The sequence below is a fragment of the Neptunomonas japonica JAMM 1380 genome (assembly GCF_016592555.1).
GTDB classification, from domain to species: domain Bacteria; phylum Pseudomonadota; class Gammaproteobacteria; order Pseudomonadales; family Balneatricaceae; genus Neptunomonas; species Neptunomonas japonica_A.
In genome coordinates this window covers 1442314-1459453 of the sequence record NZ_AP014546.1, presented here as the reverse complement: position 1 = coordinate 1459453, position 17140 = coordinate 1442314, and the positions used below count along the sequence as shown (strand labels likewise).

Below are 17140 nucleotides of genomic sequence, written 5' to 3'. Positions count from 1 at the left end.
GCTTACCGACTGTTCCCGCGGTTAATTCTGACGAAAAAACAGCAAGAGTAATCACAACTACTTATGCTCACTCTTAGCCGACGATCATACCTTTTAGGAAAACAGTACCTGCTTTGGAGTAGAACAAAACCGCGCTTTGAATCCAAAATACCTTGTATAAACCTTTGCCAAGTATTCATTGAGCTTATTTGATGTAAAGCGAAGCGAGGGTTTGATGTAGGGAACTTTAAAGCGCTGTTTGAATCTATTAAGCGTGATAGGAGAGATAGGTTTATTTAGCCTTTATCTTTATCTATAGCCTGCACAGCCGGCCCCCTCTGGGGGTAACTCATTGAGTTATTGAGGGGAGTCGGTTCTTTTAATAATGCACCACAACATTACGTCCCGCATGCTTAGCCTTATAAAGCGCGACATCTGTTCGCTTATAAAGCGTACTAACTGTATCTCCTACGCCATACTCTGTCACTCCAAAGCTACACGTTACCCTTAAATTCTCACCAAACTTTTCTGATGCAATCAAACTACGTATTTTTTCAATACTCGTGACCGCCTCAAGTAAGCTGACACCCGGTAGTATAATAAAGAACTCATCTCCACCCCAACGCCCTAGCGTGTCTGTTTCTCGAATATGATTAATGACCAACTGACTAACCTTTTGTAACACTACGTCTCCATTTTGATGACCGAAGCTATCATTTATTATTTTAAATTCATCGATATCAAATAAGGCAACAGACAAAGGAGAATGATAACGTTTTGAGCGTGCTATTTCGTTGAGGAGTTCTGTTTCTGACTTATGACGGTTATACACAGAAGTGAGGTAATCGGTATCTCTTAAGCGCTCAATTTTCTTAAGGTTCTTAGCAAGTTCCAAATTAACCTGCGTTAATTCAGCCGTACGCTTTTCAACTTCTTGTTCGAATGTCAGCTTTCCCTGATCTAATAATCCACTTTGCGCCTGCAGTTGGGCTTGCGCCAATTTTAGCTCATGAATGTCAGAATGAGCGCCTACCATAAAAGTCGCACCTCCCTCTGAAGACCTTTCTACAATCCTTCCTTGATCTCGAATCCAAAGAAAATCACCGTCGCCTTTAATACATCGATACTCAATATCATAAACGCTGGTTTTTCCCGATGTATATGCTTCAAAATGATGCATAACTGTTTCAAAATCATCAGGATGTATCACTTTTTCCCAAGTAAGAACGTTCTCGGGAAACAGGTTCTGACTATAATTAAGCATTCGATACCAACCCGGGCTACGCTTCACCTGGCCAGTATTTGCGTCCCACTCCCATACCCCTTCCATGATAATATCGAGTATGTAATGCAGCCTAATAGAGTCATCATGACTTGATGGCTTTTGATCCTCTGGGTTCGTCATTAATACGACCCCCGTGCTATATGGCGCTATGCTTTCCTTTTGCACGCTTCATGTTTTAAACAAGAATAACCAACCGGTTATCCACGTACTCAATTTAAAGATACCCCATTATTCGTGAGTTATCGATAAAATCTCATTCATGAAAGCGAACATAGTGCTTGTACCTTGCTACGCACATCCTCATAACGCATATGCACACACACACCAAACCCCTGTAATTTCCTCGTTTTGTAGCGATTAAATATAGGCACGCTAATACCCGCTAAAAACCGGCTAGTATTTTCTTGCGAAAGTGCAATGCTTCGCTCTAACAAAGAGAGCCCTGATGTTTTCTCAGTTAAATGCTGCTCAATTGAATTTATGATAAGGCTTATCTGCATATCCTCAGGCCATTGAACAGCAGAGGAGTATGCCAACTTAGCAATCTGCCCTTTGCATACAGAGCAATGACCACAGTTTTCAGGGGAATTAGCATCATCAAAATATAGCGCTAAATGATGACTTAAACAGCTCGGTAGTTCAAAAAAACGAACTAAGGTGGCAATGCGGGCTATCTCTTTTTGCTCTTTTTCAATAAAGTAATTATACAGCGTCATCGCCAGATCAGGTTCAGACAACACTGAAGTGTTTACCGCAAATACTTCAGTGATACGTTTAGTTTCTAACGCAATACAACCCTGTTCTTGTAGGTACTCCAAGGCCACTACAACACGCGAACGCTCACATTGATAGCTTTCAAATAGCGCTTCAAAATTGGGGTTACCCCACACTTTCTTGAAGGTTGTATTGGCAAAAATAGCAGCTACAAAATTTCGCCGCTCCCCTGAAAACAAGGCCAAAATATCATCTTCAGACTTCAACAGCTTAATTTTGAATTCAGCAAAGTAAGCATAAAGAGGTCGTAACACACCGAGTAATTCCAGTTGTACCAATAAGGTTTTTAACGGCAATTGACGAATATTACTATCATTAGATAGACCTAATACCTGCAACTCCCATTGGCTGTTTTGGCACTCACTTCTAATACTATTGATTACATAATCTATACCGCTCAATTCAGGAGTATCACCATATACAAAGTTTTCAACTGTATTTAACCCATCCAAATTAGCCAATGTTATGCATCTAGACTGATAACCATCACGACCGGCACGACCAATCTCTTGGCTATAATTTTCTATCGACTTTGGCAGATCATAGTGAATTACAAAACGAATATCTGATTTATCGATACCCATACCAAAGGCAATTGTGGCAACAACAACTTGAATTTCACCCTGCATAAAATCAGACTGTATTTGCTGTCGAAGATCACTCGGTAAACCCGCATGATACGCCATTGCATTAACCTGCTTAGAGCGCAGAAACTCCGCTACCTGCTCTGCACTGTGCTGCAATGTAACGTATACAATGCCCGCTCCCTGCTGCTGGCTAACCACATGGTTAAGCATTTCATCTTTATGCTCTGCACTAACAGGTATAACAGATAAATCCAAATTAGGGCGATAAAAACCAGTCTGAACAATATCCGATTCATGAATAGCAAACTTCTTTGCCATATCCTTCTTAACTTTACGGGTCGCTGTCGCCGTCAACAACAACACCAGCGGTATTTTCAACTCTTCGCGATAAGCAGGAAGCTTTAGGTAATCCGGACGAAAGTTGTGACCCCATTCTGAAATACAGTGCGCCTCATCAATCACCAGCATAGATACCGATACGGATTGGATAAAGCTGCGAAAGCGCTCATTTTTAAAGCGCTCGACAGATACCATCAGTATTTTAATTTTTCCAGAGCGGACATCAGACATAACATCTCTGCTCTGTTCTGCAGTCAAGGTTGAATCGATACTCGCCGCAGCAATACCTTGTTGCTTAAGAAAGGATAGCTGATCGTTCATCAGTGCCAGCAAGGGCGAAACAACAAGTGTTAAATGCGGCAGGTGTATAGCCGTTAACTGGTAACATAAGGATTTTCCAGAGCCTGTAGGGAAAATTGCTAGCGAAGAGCTCCCCTTTAACAACTGTCGAATAGTCTGCTCTTGTCCTGAACGAAACTGATCAAAGCCAAAAACTTCTTTTAATGAGGCATGTAAATCCGAGTGCATTTCAGATACCCAAAACTTAGAAGGAGGAAGCGTCACAAAAAAGTGTAACGCCGAAACATTAAGACCAATATGCTTGTGCCCACTGAAGATGGTCATCTTTATCCAGAAAGCTCCAGGCAATCAATCGACTAATTTTCTGTCCTTGGCTCATATGAATAACTTCACACTGCTTAGCCCCTAAGCGCTTAAGTAGTTGCTGCATTGGTTTAACATTGTCTTTCTTCGACACTAAACTGGTAAACCAACAAACCTGCTCAGCATAATCCACACTCTCTTTGGCCATACGCTCTAAAAAAGCTAACTCACCACCTGGGCACCATAACTCGAACTGCTGGCCTCCAAAGTTTAATCTGGATGCATTTTGTTTTCCGCCTGCGTTAAGGTTTTGCCACTTACGCTGACTTGCCGCTTGTGCTTCTTGCATTGACGCATGAAAAGGAGGATTACAAAGTGTTAGGTCAAATCTATCTTTAGACTTAACAACACCTTTAAAAATATACTCACTCTCTTTTTGCTGCCTAACTTTAATAAGTTTGTTTAAGGCATTGTTCGATTGAACAATTAAGCTCGCTGTTTTCACAGCTACAGGATCAATATCAGTCCCTACAAACTGCCAGCCATAACTTTGGCTGCCAATAATTGGGTAAATACAATTAGCACCCGTGCCAATATCCAGCACATGAACTTTCTTACCCGTCGGACACTGTTTTTGATTACTAATTGCCAATAAGTCAGCTAAGTAGTGTATGTAATCTGCTCGCCCTGGAATCGGAGGACATAAGTAACCAGGAGGAATTTGCCAGTGCTGTACATTATAGAAATGCATCAACAGCGCTTTGTTTAGACAAAGCACCGCCTTTTCGTCGCTAAAGTCGATCGTTTGATCTCCTTTAGGGTTTGATCGAAGGAACGTAGCAAGCTCGGTGCAAGTATCACTCAATGCTGCTAAATCATAACGGCCTTGATGACGATTATTTGGGTGCAATTTACCACTCATTATAACTTCTCAAACCTTTCCACATGCTGGCCATTATCTAATGTAACCTTCTCGAAAAACATGTCAAAAGGACGTACCCACAGACCCGCGTCTCCATATAAAGGGCGATAGAGCACCATCCATTCTTCTGTTTCTGAATGCCTCACTAGGTCAACTAACTCGTATTCATTTCCTTTATAATGACGGTACTTTCCTGCCTTAAAAGAAGGCTTAAGTGATAGATCCTGACTCATACTTTTCCCTCAATCAATTTTCCCAAAGCAACTTTAAGCATATCGAGCGACTCTTCACCGCTTCGTTCGCTCCAAAAAGCGGTAACATTAACGGGAGTAGACTCTAGCGCCACCACATCCGAAGGTAAAAGCTCGATAACTTCATTTAATATGTTTAACTGAGTATCAGACAACACCCTTTCTCCCAGTTTCCAACACCAACCTTCTGGCAACCCCTCATTAGCAATAGCCGATACTCTAAAAACTTGCCAAGGAAGCATGGTACTCACTTCTCTTTTATCAAGGTTCGTTCTTGGTAAACGATAAGCAGGGGTATTCTGCACTTTTTCGTCCATTTCACCTTGCGCCCGTGGCGCAGTTAACCTGACGAGCTGCACCATGAAACCTTCTTTTTTTGCTCGCAAACGCAGTTTCGCCTGAAACTTTTCTCGCTGTGTTGGCATCATCCACATAAATGAGCCTAATAGGGACATCACAACAACAACGATAATAAAGATTTTCATCTTGAAATTTCCTTTGAACGACTCACATTCTATTGATGGTTATCACAATTTTATAATGTTTCTGTATGCTAGACTGAAGTAAATTCAATAAAGAGGATTAACCCAATGGCCGTTTATTCTAAAATTCTCTTAGCTGTAGATCTGTCTGAAGAATCCGACCAGCTCATTGAGAAAACACGTACTATTGCACAAAATAATCACGCAGAATTAACAGTACTCCATGTTATCGAACCCCTCAGCTTCGCTTACGGAGGTGATGTTCCCATGGACCTTACCACTGTTCAGGACCAACTCGACGAACATGCTCGAATTAAACTCTCAGCTTTTGCTGAAAAACTTAATTACCCTGTTGAATCTCAACAGGTCATCACCGGCCATACTGAATCAGAAATCCACCGCATGGCCGAAGATAAAGAGTGTGATTTAATTATTGTGGGCAGCCATGGCCGTCACGGTTTAGCGTTGCTACTAGGCTCAACTGCAAACAGCGTCTTACACGGCGCACCTTGCGATGTATTAGCTGTTCGCGTTTATGAGCCAGAAACATAACACTACATTGCTTCTAGCTCGACCCAGCGCTCCATCAGCAATTCAATCTTGCGCTCCTGCTCTTGCAGTAGCGCAAGCTTTTCAGTAACGATAGAGTGATCGCTTTCATAAAAGCCTGCCGCACTTGTTTCAGTCATTAGCACGTCAAGCTCAGCTTCAGCCGACTCTAATAGTGCAGGCAACTGCTCAAGCTCACGCTGTAGCTTATAACTAAGCTTTGATGCCTTTTTAACGGATGCTGTGGGTACCGCTCCTGCTTGACTCAATTCAGTTTTAGCAGGCGACTTCTCTTTAACAATGCTTGGGCGCTGCCTTAACCAATCTTGGTACCCACCAATGTAGCTGGATACACCACCATTCTCGAAGACAAACGAACTTGTCACAACATTATCCAAAAATGCTCTGTCATGACTTACTAACAATACCGTGCCTTTAAAGTCCATTAGAATTTCTTCTAGAAGCTCTAGTGTTTCTACATCTAAATCATTTGTCGGCTCATCCAATACCAACAAGTTAGCCGGCTGACTAAACAAACGCGCCAACAGCACACGGTTACACTCACCACCGGACAGTGCTTTTAATGGTGTTCGCGCTCGTTCAGGAGCAAACAAAAAATCTTGAAGATAACTAATAATATGGCGGCGTTGACCATTTATCTCAATCGCTTCACGCCCTTCAGAAATATTATCAATAACTGACTTTTCAGGATCTAACTGCCCACGCAGCTGGTCAAAGTATGCGACTTCAAGCTTGGTACCATGAGAAACACTACCGCTATCGGGCTTAAGCTGCCCCAAAATTAACTTAAGCAGCGTACTTTTACCTGCACCATTGGGACCAATCAAACCAATTCTGTCGCCGCGCTGAATCGTGGCCGAAAAACCATCGATAACGGGAGCCCCTTGAAAACCAACAGTCACATTTTCAAGCTCAGCTACCAGTTTCCCTGAACGCTGTGCTGCCTCAAGATTAAAGCTTGCTTTACCCTGGCGGCTAAGTCTATCTGAGCGTTCACGGCGCAATGACTCAAGTGCCCGCACACGACCTTCATTACGAGTACGACGAGCCTTAATCCCTTGACGAATCCAGACTTCTTCTTGTGCTAATTTTTTATCAAAAAGAGCGTTATGCCGTTCCTCTTGCTCTAACAAAATCTGCTTTTGCTCAGTGTAAGACGAATAGTTACCGATAAATGAGGTCAAAATCCCGCGATCTAATTCAATAATACGTGTTGCCAGATGATCAACCAATGCACGGTCATGCGAGATAAATAACACACCGCCACGAAACTCTAGCAGCTGTTTTTCGAGCCACTCTATGGTGTCAATATCCAGATGATTGGTAGGCTCATCCAGTAATAACAAATCGGGCTCTTGAACCAAAGCAGTACCCAGTGCTGCACGGCGGCGCCAACCACCGGATAATGAAGACATCAGCGCTTCGCCATTGAGCTTTAAACGAGTCAGTACACGCTCAACACGCTGCTCTAACCCCCAACCATCTACCGCTTCCATCTCATGCAATAAATGATCAAGTTTTGCCAGAGACTTAGCATCCGAATTAGATGAAAGCTCATCATATTCTGCTCGCATATCAACTATTTCTTGTAGACCTGAAGCAACAACATCCCATACTCTCCGCTCATCCGCGGCAGGTAGGGCCTGCGCTAGCTCAGCGATACGACAAGAAGGATCAATCCATAATTCGCCATTATCGAGATGAACCTGTCCAGTAATCACTTTTAATAAGGTCGACTTACCAGCCCCATTAAGTCCGACCAGACCAATACGCTCCCCAGGCTCTATATTAAGACCTACATCAGCAAGTAAAGGGCGTGAGCCAAACGCAACGGAGGCTTTATCAAGGCGAATCAGGGGCATGATGTTCTCTATACGAAAAAATGAGCCCGCATTTTACCGAATTTAGTGTTAGCAATATAGCGGATTCTTTAGGTCCGTACGGCAGGCTCTAATGGTTCAACATGCTTATTAACAAGATGGGCTCGCCAAAACGAGTCAGGACACTTACTCAACACCCGAGTAAGCACACCGATAAACACAAACGCAAACAGCAACCGAGCCCATAAAACCCCAGAAAGATCAGCGCCCAACACCGTCACTAATAACGTATCTTCAATAATGCTATGGCACAGAGCAAGGAGACTCATTGAAGCAAATATATCTCGTTTAGCTACATGTCCTGCACGAGCCTCTTTTATTAACAACCCACCACCAAACGATAACCCCAACGTTACGCCGACTATGGTGATAGTTGTTGCTTCTCGGCCAATGCCAACTAAGCGTAAAATGGGACGAAGAAACAGTGCCATTAAGCTTTCTATACCAAGTATTTTCAAAACCTTTAGTGCAGTCAGCAAGATCACAATAACAACTTGGATCATAATTAGACCTTCCACTTGGCTAACAACCCACGCCTGCAAGCCTGGTTCAGGAACCTCGGGCTGCCACATTAAGTTAACAGGCTCCTGTAATAAACTAAAGAAGCTATAAAAGTGGTGCATAATAAAACCTAGCAGCAAACCTCCTCCCACCCTTAGTAATAACGTTACCCGTAAACGAACACCCGCTTGTTGTGCAATTCGCGCTTCAATAGGTAATGCATGCGAGAGCAACATCAGAATAGACAATATTGTCACTTGCGCTACCGTGAGCACCTCCCCTTGCTGAGTATAAAAAAACACCAGCATACCGCCATAGATGTTGGTCAGCATTGTCGTTGCCCAAACGAATCCCATAGACTCGGGCAAACCCACGCTGTACATTATCGGGCCAAGAACCAGCCCCAGATATTCAACAGCACCGAATTCTTGAAAAATCTTCACGACGATAATGACCGGAATCATCAATTTAAATAGCGTAAACGAAACTTGATAAATGTCCCGGCCAAGTTCGCAAATAAACAACTTCATTTAATTACCCTTAATTTGCTAGTCCTATATGACAGCGAGATGGTATCTGATCAATTATATTCATTACTTTTCATGCTGCCTCAAGCAAAAGCCGTATAAAAATAACCATAGTATTGACTCAATCCCTGTAACACTTTCATTGTTATCTGTAGATAAGCCACCCAGCTTATCGAACTCATTAAATATGAATGGAGTCAACAATGAAAAGCTCTAACACTTCTTATTTACGCCTACCTTTTGAATTTCCTATTCAGGGGGGAATTCCTTATTGGGAGCCTAGTGTTACACACGACCTTTCGCAAGGTTCTTGGAGTAAAACCAATATTGAAGAACATATTGATCTTGCTCAATGGCAAAGCTACCTCAGTGATTTACCTAAAGACCCTTATGTTGATACACGCTGGAAGCGAATGTCTTGGCTTTTTTTGGATGATAGTAACAAGTTACACGTGTTACACGAATGCCCGATGGCACAAGGGGGACAGTACAACGATGCAGCAACAATGGCAGATAAATTACGCTATTACCCACCATTACAACAAGAATTTTTGCAACGCAAAGACGTTCAAGAGTTTGTCAAAAACTGGGCAAGCCTTTGGAACATAGGTCCGCAAGAGCCTATTTTAATGCAAATAAATGGCATCAGAGGTCAACAAGCACTGGACCCATTGCAAGGCCAAGGCATTCATCAGGACGGTAGTCAATTTCTCAGTATTTTAGTGTTAAATCGCAACAACGTTGTAGGGGGAAATAATGCTTTATATAAAGACAAAGCAGGAGAACACACAATAGCTGAAGTCACTCTAGAGCCTGGGGAAATTCTTCATGTAAGAGATAACGAAGTATTTCATAATGTTTCACAAATACACCCTATAAACAATGACACACCATTTGAAAGGTTCATTATTATTATCAACAGCCGATTTAATGATAAATTCCAAAATAAAATTCTTAAAGAGTATTATCCACAAGCAATATTAAACAACCACTAAATTAAATCTAACATCACTTTTACTGTTTGAAACACAATCGAAAAATTTCAGTTGTGTTTCAAACCAATATAACAAAAATAAACCTGCCAGATATAATTCATAACTTCTAACTGCCCTACCTTTATCTCAATGAACCTTTAAGATAAAAACCTCTCAATACATTACCCTTTTCCTAAAAGCTGTTTTACACTTAAGTCACATATGACTCAACCGTAGGCTGATAGCACTATGTTAAAAATTAAAAATTTGTTATCTGCGGTAACAATCGTTAGCGCCTCGTTGGGCTCCATTTTACCCGCTCATTTTGTACATGCAGACACCTCAGAACGTCAACTATACACCCAAGCAAAAGCCGCCTTTGAGAAGAAGGATATGCCTTTAGCCGATAAGCTGACGGCACAACTGAAAAACTACCCTTTAGTTCCTTACTTACACACCAGACAGATCAAGCGAGATATTGCCAAGCTTAATGATACATTCGTCAGCGACTTCATCAACGAACACAAAGCAACCCCGTTCGCTGATGATGTGCAAAGTGCCAGATTAAACAACTTTTTACGACAAAAAAAATGGAATGCGTTCACTAAAGCCTATGCAGCGTTTCCAATTAAAAGTCGTCGATTCCAATGCCAACTAGGTAACGCTCAATTACAGCTTGGCCATAAAAAACAAGCATTCGTGAGCGCTCAACGACTTTGGTTAGTTGGCTACTCTCAACACTCAGCCTGCGATCCACTATTTGCGCAGTGGACGGCACAGGGAAAACTAACTTCCTCGCTAGCTTATCAACGTTTTTGGCTAGCCATACAAAAAAAGAATTTCGCATTAGCCAAATATTTAGCGCGATTTATTAGTAAGCCCGTTCATAAAAAAGAGAGCGAGCTTTTTTGGGCAGTTAAAGACAAACCTAGCCTCATTGAAAATGCAACACTCCTCAAAGCAAAAACACCACAGCACGGTATAATTGCAGCCTATGCTATCCGCCAAATCGCACGCAAAGATATTAATAAAGCCGCTAATTTATGGCTTCGTGATCGCGAGCGACTAACGCTTAGCCAAGAGGTTACTGATAAAACCAATAGTTATTTTGGCATGCGATACGCCAAAGGGTTTCGCAGCAATGCCGTGCAAATGTTAGCCAAACTTGACCCCAACTATTCATATGAAAAGCTAACGGAATGGCGCATACGCTTAGAACTTGCCAAGCAAGATTGGGAAGACACACTGACACTAATAGATAAGCTTCCTACCAATCTAAAAAACGAAGGCCGCTGGGTTTACTGGAAAGAGACAGCAACACATAGACTTAATCCTAAAAAATACCAGGTTAACTACGGCGAAGTAATTAAAGAAAGAAGCTTTTACGGCTTCCTTGCTTCAGAAACTACCAACAGCCCTTTTTACTTGAACCATCGACCTTCTGGTATTACCACTGCACATAAAAACAAACTAAGTGAGCTTGCAGCATTTAAACGCATAAAAGAGTTATTAGCATTAGATTATCAATACGCTGCACGTGTTGAGTGGAATCGCTTGAGCAAACAGCTCTCGACCAACGACCAGCTCGCAATGGCTCACGTAGCATATGATTGGGGCTGGTATGATCAGGCAATTCGTGGGGCTGCTCGCATTAAAGCATGGGATGACCTCGATATTCGTTTTGCAAACCCTCACAAATCCCTATTTGAAGAGCTAGCTAACGAGAGAGGAATCTACCAGACATGGGCAGTAGCGGTTGCTCGACAAGAAAGTGCATGGCATCAGTATGCTCGCTCACGCGTAGGGGCACGTGGCCTCATGCAGCTAATGCCCGCTACAGCAAAAATGACAGCAAAGAAATTTGATATCAAGTATAGCGGCGTAAACCAGCTGTTCACGCCACGAACTAACATTTCATTAGGCACCGCATATTTAGCACAAGTACTCGGTACATTTAATGGAAACCGTGTTTATGCTACAGCAGCTTATAATGCTGGCCCGCATCGTGTTAAAAAATGGTTAAAGGCACGTAGTAACGTCCCCTTAGACGTTTGGATTGAAACAATTCCATTTGATGAGACGCGTAACTATGTGCAAAACGTTTTAGCATTTAGTGTTATTTATGACGTAATGGCTGCCAGAAATGCAAGTTTACTCAGCTCAGTTAAACCTAACTCCTTGGCTCTGAGTATCAATATGAAAAATAGCAAACCAACACTGTGACATGTTTGAATTAATAGATATTGGTGTCAATCTGACTGACAAGCGTTTTCGTAATGATATTGAAGACGTTGTTCAACGTGCCAAAGCCGCGCATATCAGAGCTATGCTGCTAACAGGGACATCTTTATCATCATCTGAGCAGGCAGTGGCATTATGCCAACAATACCCCGAATACTTGTATGCTACTGTGGGTGTTCATCCACATGATGCATCTTCACTTAATGACCAAGTACTTGACGAACTGTTTGCTCTGAGCCAACACCCCTGTGTTGTGGCTATCGGTGAAACAGGCCTCGATTTTAATCGCAATTTTTCAACACCTGACGAGCAAGTACTGGCACTAAATAATCAAATTGAGTTAGCCAAAACAGCTAAGCTCCCTCTCTTTCTTCATGATAGAGAAGCAACATCGACACAAATCAACATACTCAAACCTTTCGCATCACATTTAGAAGGCGCAGTTTTACATTGCTTTACTGGCAATAAAGACGCCCTGTTTAGTTATTTAGATTTAGGCTGTTATATTGGTATTACGGGGTGGGTTTGTGACGAGCGTAGAGGACTTGAACTTAAATCACTCGTAAAAGAAATCCCTAATGATCGGCTACTCCTTGAAACCGATGCCCCCTACCTACTTCCTCGAGATTTGCCTTTCAAAGCCAAAAAAGGCCGAAACGAGCCAGCCTTTCTGCAACATATAGCATCAAGCGTAGCCGCTTTAAGGCATACATCTATAGAGCAACTAGCTGCGCAAACCACGACAAATACTCGCCGCCTTTTTTCTATATAGCGTTTAAAGTTACCGTTTTCTAGAAAACCTACACCTTTAAAACGACAAAGCGCTCTAGCTGCTCAGCATCAAAGGGCCAACTGAGCTCGGCTTGTGTACCTTCATTTTTAAGGACAGGAATACGCTCCCCATAACTCTCCAGCAACGCATCATCATAAGCTATATCGATAACATCTACCTGATGACGCTCTGGATCAAGACCTACCACCAGCAATCCCTCCGCCACCTCACATAAATGACAACCTTGAGTCGTCAGAAAAACAAAATTTTGCATAAATTATTTATACCAATGTCTGTGTTATTTCCCATGCAGATTATGGCATCTCTGCTACCATTAAACATAAATGACACTCAGAATAATTAAGCCTGAATCGTTACATTCAAACAACCTCTAACCATCTCTTTATAGTGACGCAGTCTATGAAGCCAAAAATCACACCTATCGACCATGAAGTTTCACTTAGTGACAATGAATTTATCGTCAGTAAAACTGACCCGAAAGGTTTAGTCACATACGTTAACCGTACATTTATGAGTACTGCAGGATACCCTGAGTCAGCTTTGCTAGGAAAACAACATAACATCATTCGTCATCCCGATATGCCAAGAGGTACATTTAAACTGTTATGGGATACTTTGCAAAAAGAGGAAGAATTTTTTGGTTATGTGAAAAATTTATGTAAAGACGGTAGCTATTACTGGGTATTTGCGAACATTACTCCAGATTATGATGCAAAGGGACAATTGCGCGGTTACTACTCCGTTAGAAGAAAACCCTTACGACATGCTATCAACACTATGATTCCTATATATCAAAAAATGTTAGAAATAGAAAAAAAGAGTAACACCAAGGATGCAGCAGCAAATTCACTGGCCTACCTTAACGAAAAACTCGCATCACTTAATACCACCTATCCACATTTAATGCTGAGTCTGAACGATACAGAGGAGCAGGCATGAGTATTCGCAGCCCACAACAATCTGGTGTCAGCTCTGGTGCGCCGTTCTTAGATGCCCGCGTTAAAGCATATTGCTTTAGCTTTATTGCCATATCACTTTGTAGCTCCTTCTATATTACTTATGCTTATGAATTAAACGCCATTTGGCTTATTCCTCCTCTCCTTACTAGCTACATCGCTTACCGTTTACTCGTAAATACCGGTTATGTTTTTAGTGCTTTGCAACAAATCCATCAAACACTGGAGCAAGCAAACAATGGTGAGTTCCACGCACGCATAACACGTACAAAAAAACTAGGTGAAGTCGGAAAAGTAGCCTGGGAAGTTAATGACTTTCTCGACAAAGTAGAATCCTACTTTAAGGAAGTGGACTCTTGCTTCACCCATGTCTCACGAGGCGAATATGATAGGCCTGCATTACATAAAGGCCTACCCGGTCTACTGAAGCAGTCCCTCAACAATATAAATTTCGCCCTCCTTGAGATGAAAAAAGGTACTGAAACAGTGGCGGCTAATGCATTACATTCAGAGCTACATTCTCTAAATGGTAGGCACTTAATTACTAACCTGCGTCAAACACAAAATGATCTACTACAGATCAGCGAGGAGATGAAAAAAGTAGAGGCTATCGTCCAAGAAAATGGTACCGCCGCCCAACACAGCCAGCAAGCTGTAAGCAAAATGGTAACAGCGCTTGATAATATATCCTCGACCATCAGCTCTATCGCTTCCGTTGTGAGTAAGCTTGGCGAAGACAGTGCTAAAATCACTGATTCCCTATCAATGATTACCGGCATTGCAGATCAAACTAACCTACTAGCACTTAACGCTGCGATTGAAGCCGCCAGGGCCGGAGAGCAAGGCCGCGGCTTTGCTGTTGTTGCTGACGAAGTAAAAGCCCTTTCACGGCGCACCAAAGACGCAGCCGTTGAAGTTACATCCACCATTACCGATTTCAGCATGCATGTTCATGAAATGATTGATCAAGCAGAAAGCTCCAATAAAATGGCAGCAGAAGCCAGCATTATAGTGTCAGGCTTTAAAACTCAGTTTGATACATTTGCAAGCAGTGCTAATGAGACCTTACGTGCTATAACACATACGAAAAGCCAAGCATTTGGCTCCCTAGTGAAAGCAGATCATGTGATATTTAAACAAAATGGTTACATTGCTTTAGACCACTCAATGGACCGCCAAAATGAGATTGACGCAACATCGGTTACTCATCACAACTGCCGCTTAGGTAAATGGTATTACGAAGGAGCTGGAGCCGAGTTCTTCAGTAACACCACAGCCTACTCCAAACTAGAGGCACCACATGCCGCCGTTCACTTAGCAATACAAAATGCTGTTGCTCTTCGAGATTCCAATTGGGCTGGTGATTCACGCATCAGACAAGAAATTATTAACGCTATGGCACGCGCAGAAAATGAGAGTGACAAGATTCTGCAATATATTGACAGTATGATTGATGAACATCATAACCACAGGCAAGGCTAAAGTTCTATTATCATTACTTGCAAGCCTTGTAGCGGCAAGGATATGCTGAACGACAGTTATGAATTGATCAAAGTTTAAATAGTTAACTGTAAATCTGAATAACGTCGAATCAACACCTAGGTAATAGCTGGGCAACACGCAGACTTTCAGCCAAAAAGGTAGTTTCATGGAAAAAAATAGTAACGACAAGCTTACGAATCCTCAAGAGTTCATCAACTACGTCAACCAGGAAACTCAAAAGCTCCTCGCAAGCTACAGCAGTGCGGGTGGGGATGACGTATTTAGCCAGTTCACACAGTCTTGGTCCGAGCTAGCAACACGCTCTCTTGAAGACCCAACTGTTTGGATAAAGGCAATCACTGATTACCAACAGGCTCAGATGAACATGTGGAAAAACATGCTATCTGGCCAGACTGGAACACCAGCGGCTGCACCAGCACCGGGTGATCGTCGCTTCAATGCAGACGAGTGGTCAACAAACCCTATTTTCAGTCATATCAAACAGTCTTACCTACTAGGTTCGGGCATGCTGCAGAACATGGCATCCAATGCAAACCTATCAGAAAGCGAACAACGTAAGCTTGAGTTTTACACTCAACAGTATATTGATGCGATGTCTCCTACCAACTTTGCCATTACTAACCCTGAAGTATTACAGCAGGCGTTGGACACAAAAGGCAAAAGCTTAGTAGACGGTCTGCAGAATTTGTTAGGCGATATTGAGAAAGGTCGTATTTCAATGACCGATGAAAGCGCCTTTGTACTGGGCGAAAACATCGCAACGACTGAAGGTGCTGTTGTTTTTGAGAATGACATGTTCCAGCTTATTCAATACAAACCATCGACTGAGCAAGTATTTGAAAAGCCAACTCTGATTGTACCTCCATGCATCAATAAGTTTTATATTCTCGATCTTCAGGCACACAATTCTTACGTTAAATACTGTGTTGATGAAGGACAAACTGTTTTCTTAGTCTCTTGGATTAACCCAAGTATTGAGCAAGGCGATATCAGTTGGGATGACTATGTTGGTAAAGGTGTTATCACTGCAATTGATAAGGTTAAAGAAATAACCGCAGCGCCTAAAGTTAATGCTGTGGCTTGGTGCATCGGCGGAACTTTACTTGCATCAGCATTAGCCGTATTAGCACACCGTAAAGACACTAGCGTGGCATCAGCAACTTTCTTGACTACATTGACTGACTTCCGTGACCCTGGTGACCTTTGCGTGTTCTTAGATGAACAGCAAGTTAAAAAGCTAGAGGACAAGGTCAATAATCAAGGTTATTTATCTGGCAAAGAGTTAGCAACATCGTTCAACATGCTGCGCTCTAACGATCTGATCTGGTCATATGTAGTGAACAACTACCTGAAAGGACAGACTCCGCCTCCATTTGATATCCTTTATTGGAATGGCGACTCTACTAACCTGCCAGCAGAGATGTACACTTACTACATCAACAACATGTATCTAGAAAACAAATTAGTTGAGAAAGACGCACTAACAATGTGTGGATCTCCAATTGATTTGGGTCGCATTAAAACCCCATGCTACTTCCTATCGACTATTGACGACCATATTGCGCCATGGAAAGGTACTTTCACAGGAGCAGAGAACTTCAACAATGTCGAGTTCGTGCTAGGCGGAAGCGGCCATGTTGCCGGGGTTATTAACCCTGCTTCCAAAAACCGCCGCAACTATTGGGTCAAAGGTGAACAAGGCAAGGGCTCTGATCATTGGCTAGAAACAGCTGAACGTGTTGAAGGCTCTTGGTGGCCAAACTGGTCTGAATGGCATAAAAAACGTGGTGGCAAGAAAGTTACTGCCCCTGCAGATTATGGAAACGCAGACAACAAAGTGATTGAAGCCGCTCCAGGGCGTTTCGTAGCAGTGCGTATCGAGTAAGGTTTTTTTGTAGAATAGTCTGTACCATTAAAAGCCTCTGCCCTGCAGAGGCTTTTTGCTTTCTAACCGTCATCAGCAACATTTAAAA

General features: G+C 42.4%; 15 protein-coding genes. 7 read left to right on the top strand and 8 right to left on the bottom strand.

Annotation, left to right across the window (positions count from 1 at the left end; all coding sequences use genetic code 11):
* Positions 1 to 358: 358 nt before the first annotated feature.
* From NEJAP_RS06595 to NEJAP_RS06575, 5 genes are all read right to left on the bottom strand, one after another.
* Positions 359 to 1384, bottom strand: a complete 1026-nt coding sequence (locus NEJAP_RS06595; RefSeq protein ID WP_201349858.1) for a sensor domain-containing diguanylate cyclase — start codon at positions 1382 to 1384, stop codon at positions 359 to 361.
* Between the two features lie 137 nt (positions 1385 to 1521).
* Positions 1522 to 3588 carry a RecQ family ATP-dependent DNA helicase gene (locus tag NEJAP_RS06590; protein ID WP_329610940.1) on the bottom strand — a complete coding sequence of 689 codons (2067 nt, stop codon included), beginning with the start codon at positions 3586 to 3588 and terminating at the stop codon, positions 1522 to 1524.
* Complete coding sequence (rlmF, locus tag NEJAP_RS06585) at positions 3551 to 4489, bottom strand: 23S rRNA (adenine(1618)-N(6))-methyltransferase RlmF (RefSeq protein WP_201349857.1); 939 nt, start codon at positions 4487 to 4489, stop codon at positions 3551 to 3553. The genes NEJAP_RS06590 and rlmF overlap by 38 nt, the downstream gene beginning before the upstream one ends.
* On the bottom strand, positions 4489 to 4722 hold the full coding sequence (locus NEJAP_RS06580; protein ID WP_201349856.1) for a DUF1653 domain-containing protein: 234 nt from the start codon (positions 4720 to 4722) through the stop codon (positions 4489 to 4491). The genes rlmF and NEJAP_RS06580 overlap by 1 nt, the downstream gene beginning before the upstream one ends.
* Entirely contained in the window at positions 4719 to 5225 is a 507-nt protein-coding gene (locus NEJAP_RS06575; protein ID WP_201349855.1) for a hypothetical protein, read from the bottom strand. Before NEJAP_RS06575 ends, NEJAP_RS06580 begins: the two co-directional genes overlap by 4 nt.
* Positions 5226 to 5330: 105 nt before the next feature.
* Here NEJAP_RS06575 and NEJAP_RS06570 point away from each other — a divergent pair, with 105 nt between their 5' ends.
* Positions 5331 to 5774 carry a universal stress protein gene (locus NEJAP_RS06570; RefSeq protein ID WP_201349854.1) on the top strand — a complete coding sequence of 148 codons (444 nt, stop codon included), beginning with the start codon at positions 5331 to 5333 and terminating at the stop codon, positions 5772 to 5774.
* Between the two features lie 2 nt (positions 5775 to 5776).
* On the opposite strand, the gene NEJAP_RS06565 is transcribed toward NEJAP_RS06570, so the two are convergent.
* Both NEJAP_RS06565 and NEJAP_RS06560 read right to left on the bottom strand, forming a co-directional pair.
* A complete protein-coding gene (locus NEJAP_RS06565) occupies positions 5777 to 7654 on the bottom strand; it encodes an ATP-binding cassette domain-containing protein (RefSeq protein WP_201349853.1) in 1878 nt (625 codons plus the stop codon).
* A gap of 68 nt (positions 7655 to 7722) precedes the next feature.
* Positions 7723 to 8703 (bottom strand): hypothetical protein, encoded by a 981-nt coding sequence (locus NEJAP_RS06560; RefSeq protein WP_201349852.1) that lies wholly within the window; start codon positions 8701 to 8703, stop codon positions 7723 to 7725.
* A 200-nt stretch (positions 8704 to 8903) separates the two neighbouring features.
* Here NEJAP_RS06560 and NEJAP_RS06555 point away from each other — a divergent pair, with 200 nt between their 5' ends.
* The 3 genes from NEJAP_RS06555 to NEJAP_RS06545 all read left to right on the top strand — a co-directional run bounded on the left by NEJAP_RS06555 (position 8904) and on the right by NEJAP_RS06545 (position 12687).
* A complete protein-coding gene (locus tag NEJAP_RS06555) occupies positions 8904 to 9695 on the top strand; it encodes a 2OG-Fe dioxygenase family protein (RefSeq protein WP_201349851.1) in 792 nt (263 codons plus the stop codon).
* A 228-nt stretch (positions 9696 to 9923) separates the two neighbouring features.
* Positions 9924 to 11897 (top strand): transglycosylase SLT domain-containing protein, encoded by a 1974-nt coding sequence (locus NEJAP_RS06550; protein ID WP_201349850.1) that lies wholly within the window; start codon positions 9924 to 9926, stop codon positions 11895 to 11897.
* 1 nt (position 11898) lies between these two features.
* The gene (locus NEJAP_RS06545; protein ID WP_201349849.1) at positions 11899 to 12687 is read left to right on the top strand and encodes a TatD family hydrolase; all 789 of its coding nucleotides are present in this window, start codon (positions 11899 to 11901) and stop codon (positions 12685 to 12687) included.
* 28 nt (positions 12688 to 12715) lie between these two features.
* Here the strand turns inward: NEJAP_RS06545 and NEJAP_RS06540 are convergent, their stop codons facing one another.
* Positions 12716 to 12961 carry a glutaredoxin family protein gene (locus NEJAP_RS06540; protein WP_201349848.1) on the bottom strand — a complete coding sequence of 82 codons (246 nt, stop codon included), beginning with the start codon at positions 12959 to 12961 and terminating at the stop codon, positions 12716 to 12718.
* Between the two features lie 146 nt (positions 12962 to 13107).
* Between NEJAP_RS06540 and NEJAP_RS06535 the strand changes: the two genes are divergently transcribed.
* From NEJAP_RS06535 to NEJAP_RS06525, 3 genes are all read left to right on the top strand, one after another.
* Positions 13108 to 13647 carry a PAS domain-containing protein gene (locus NEJAP_RS06535; protein WP_201349847.1) on the top strand — a complete coding sequence of 180 codons (540 nt, stop codon included), beginning with the start codon at positions 13108 to 13110 and terminating at the stop codon, positions 13645 to 13647.
* Complete coding sequence (locus tag NEJAP_RS06530; protein WP_201349846.1) at positions 13644 to 15146, top strand: methyl-accepting chemotaxis protein; 1503 nt, start codon at positions 13644 to 13646, stop codon at positions 15144 to 15146. The genes NEJAP_RS06535 and NEJAP_RS06530 overlap by 4 nt, the downstream gene beginning before the upstream one ends.
* A gap of 166 nt (positions 15147 to 15312) precedes the next feature.
* Positions 15313 to 17052 (top strand): PHA/PHB synthase family protein, encoded by a 1740-nt coding sequence (locus tag NEJAP_RS06525; protein ID WP_201349845.1) that lies wholly within the window; start codon positions 15313 to 15315, stop codon positions 17050 to 17052.
* Positions 17053 to 17140 lie beyond the last annotated feature (88 nt).

Bases quoted from the DNA above. Each gene is read 5' to 3' on its own strand.
- NEJAP_RS06595 (WP_201349858.1), bottom strand. From the start codon at position 1,384: ATGACGAACCCAGAGGATCAAAAGCCATCAAGTCATGATGACTCTATT.
- NEJAP_RS06590 (WP_329610940.1), bottom strand. From the start codon at position 3,588: ATGACCATCTTCAGTGGGCACAAGCATATTGGTCTTAATGTTTCGGCG.
- rlmF (WP_201349857.1), bottom strand. From the start codon at position 4,489: ATGAGTGGTAAATTGCACCCAAATAATCGTCATCAAGGCCGTTATGAT.
- NEJAP_RS06580 (WP_201349856.1), bottom strand. From the start codon at position 4,722: ATGAGTCAGGATCTATCACTTAAGCCTTCTTTTAAGGCAGGAAAGTAC.
- NEJAP_RS06575 (WP_201349855.1), bottom strand. From the start codon at position 5,225: ATGAAAATCTTTATTATCGTTGTTGTTGTGATGTCCCTATTAGGCTCA.
- NEJAP_RS06570 (WP_201349854.1), top strand. From the start codon at position 5,331: ATGGCCGTTTATTCTAAAATTCTCTTAGCTGTAGATCTGTCTGAAGAA.
- NEJAP_RS06565 (WP_201349853.1), bottom strand. From the start codon at position 7,654: ATGCCCCTGATTCGCCTTGATAAAGCCTCCGTTGCGTTTGGCTCACGC.
- NEJAP_RS06560 (WP_201349852.1), bottom strand. From the start codon at position 8,703: ATGAAGTTGTTTATTTGCGAACTTGGCCGGGACATTTATCAAGTTTCG.
- NEJAP_RS06555 (WP_201349851.1), top strand. From the start codon at position 8,904: ATGAAAAGCTCTAACACTTCTTATTTACGCCTACCTTTTGAATTTCCT.
- NEJAP_RS06550 (WP_201349850.1), top strand. From the start codon at position 9,924: ATGTTAAAAATTAAAAATTTGTTATCTGCGGTAACAATCGTTAGCGCC.
- NEJAP_RS06545 (WP_201349849.1), top strand. From the start codon at position 11,899: ATGTTTGAATTAATAGATATTGGTGTCAATCTGACTGACAAGCGTTTT.
- NEJAP_RS06540 (WP_201349848.1), bottom strand. From the start codon at position 12,961: ATGCAAAATTTTGTTTTTCTGACGACTCAAGGTTGTCATTTATGTGAG.
- NEJAP_RS06535 (WP_201349847.1), top strand. From the start codon at position 13,108: ATGAAGCCAAAAATCACACCTATCGACCATGAAGTTTCACTTAGTGAC.
- NEJAP_RS06530 (WP_201349846.1), top strand. From the start codon at position 13,644: ATGAGTATTCGCAGCCCACAACAATCTGGTGTCAGCTCTGGTGCGCCG.
- NEJAP_RS06525 (WP_201349845.1), top strand. From the start codon at position 15,313: ATGGAAAAAAATAGTAACGACAAGCTTACGAATCCTCAAGAGTTCATC.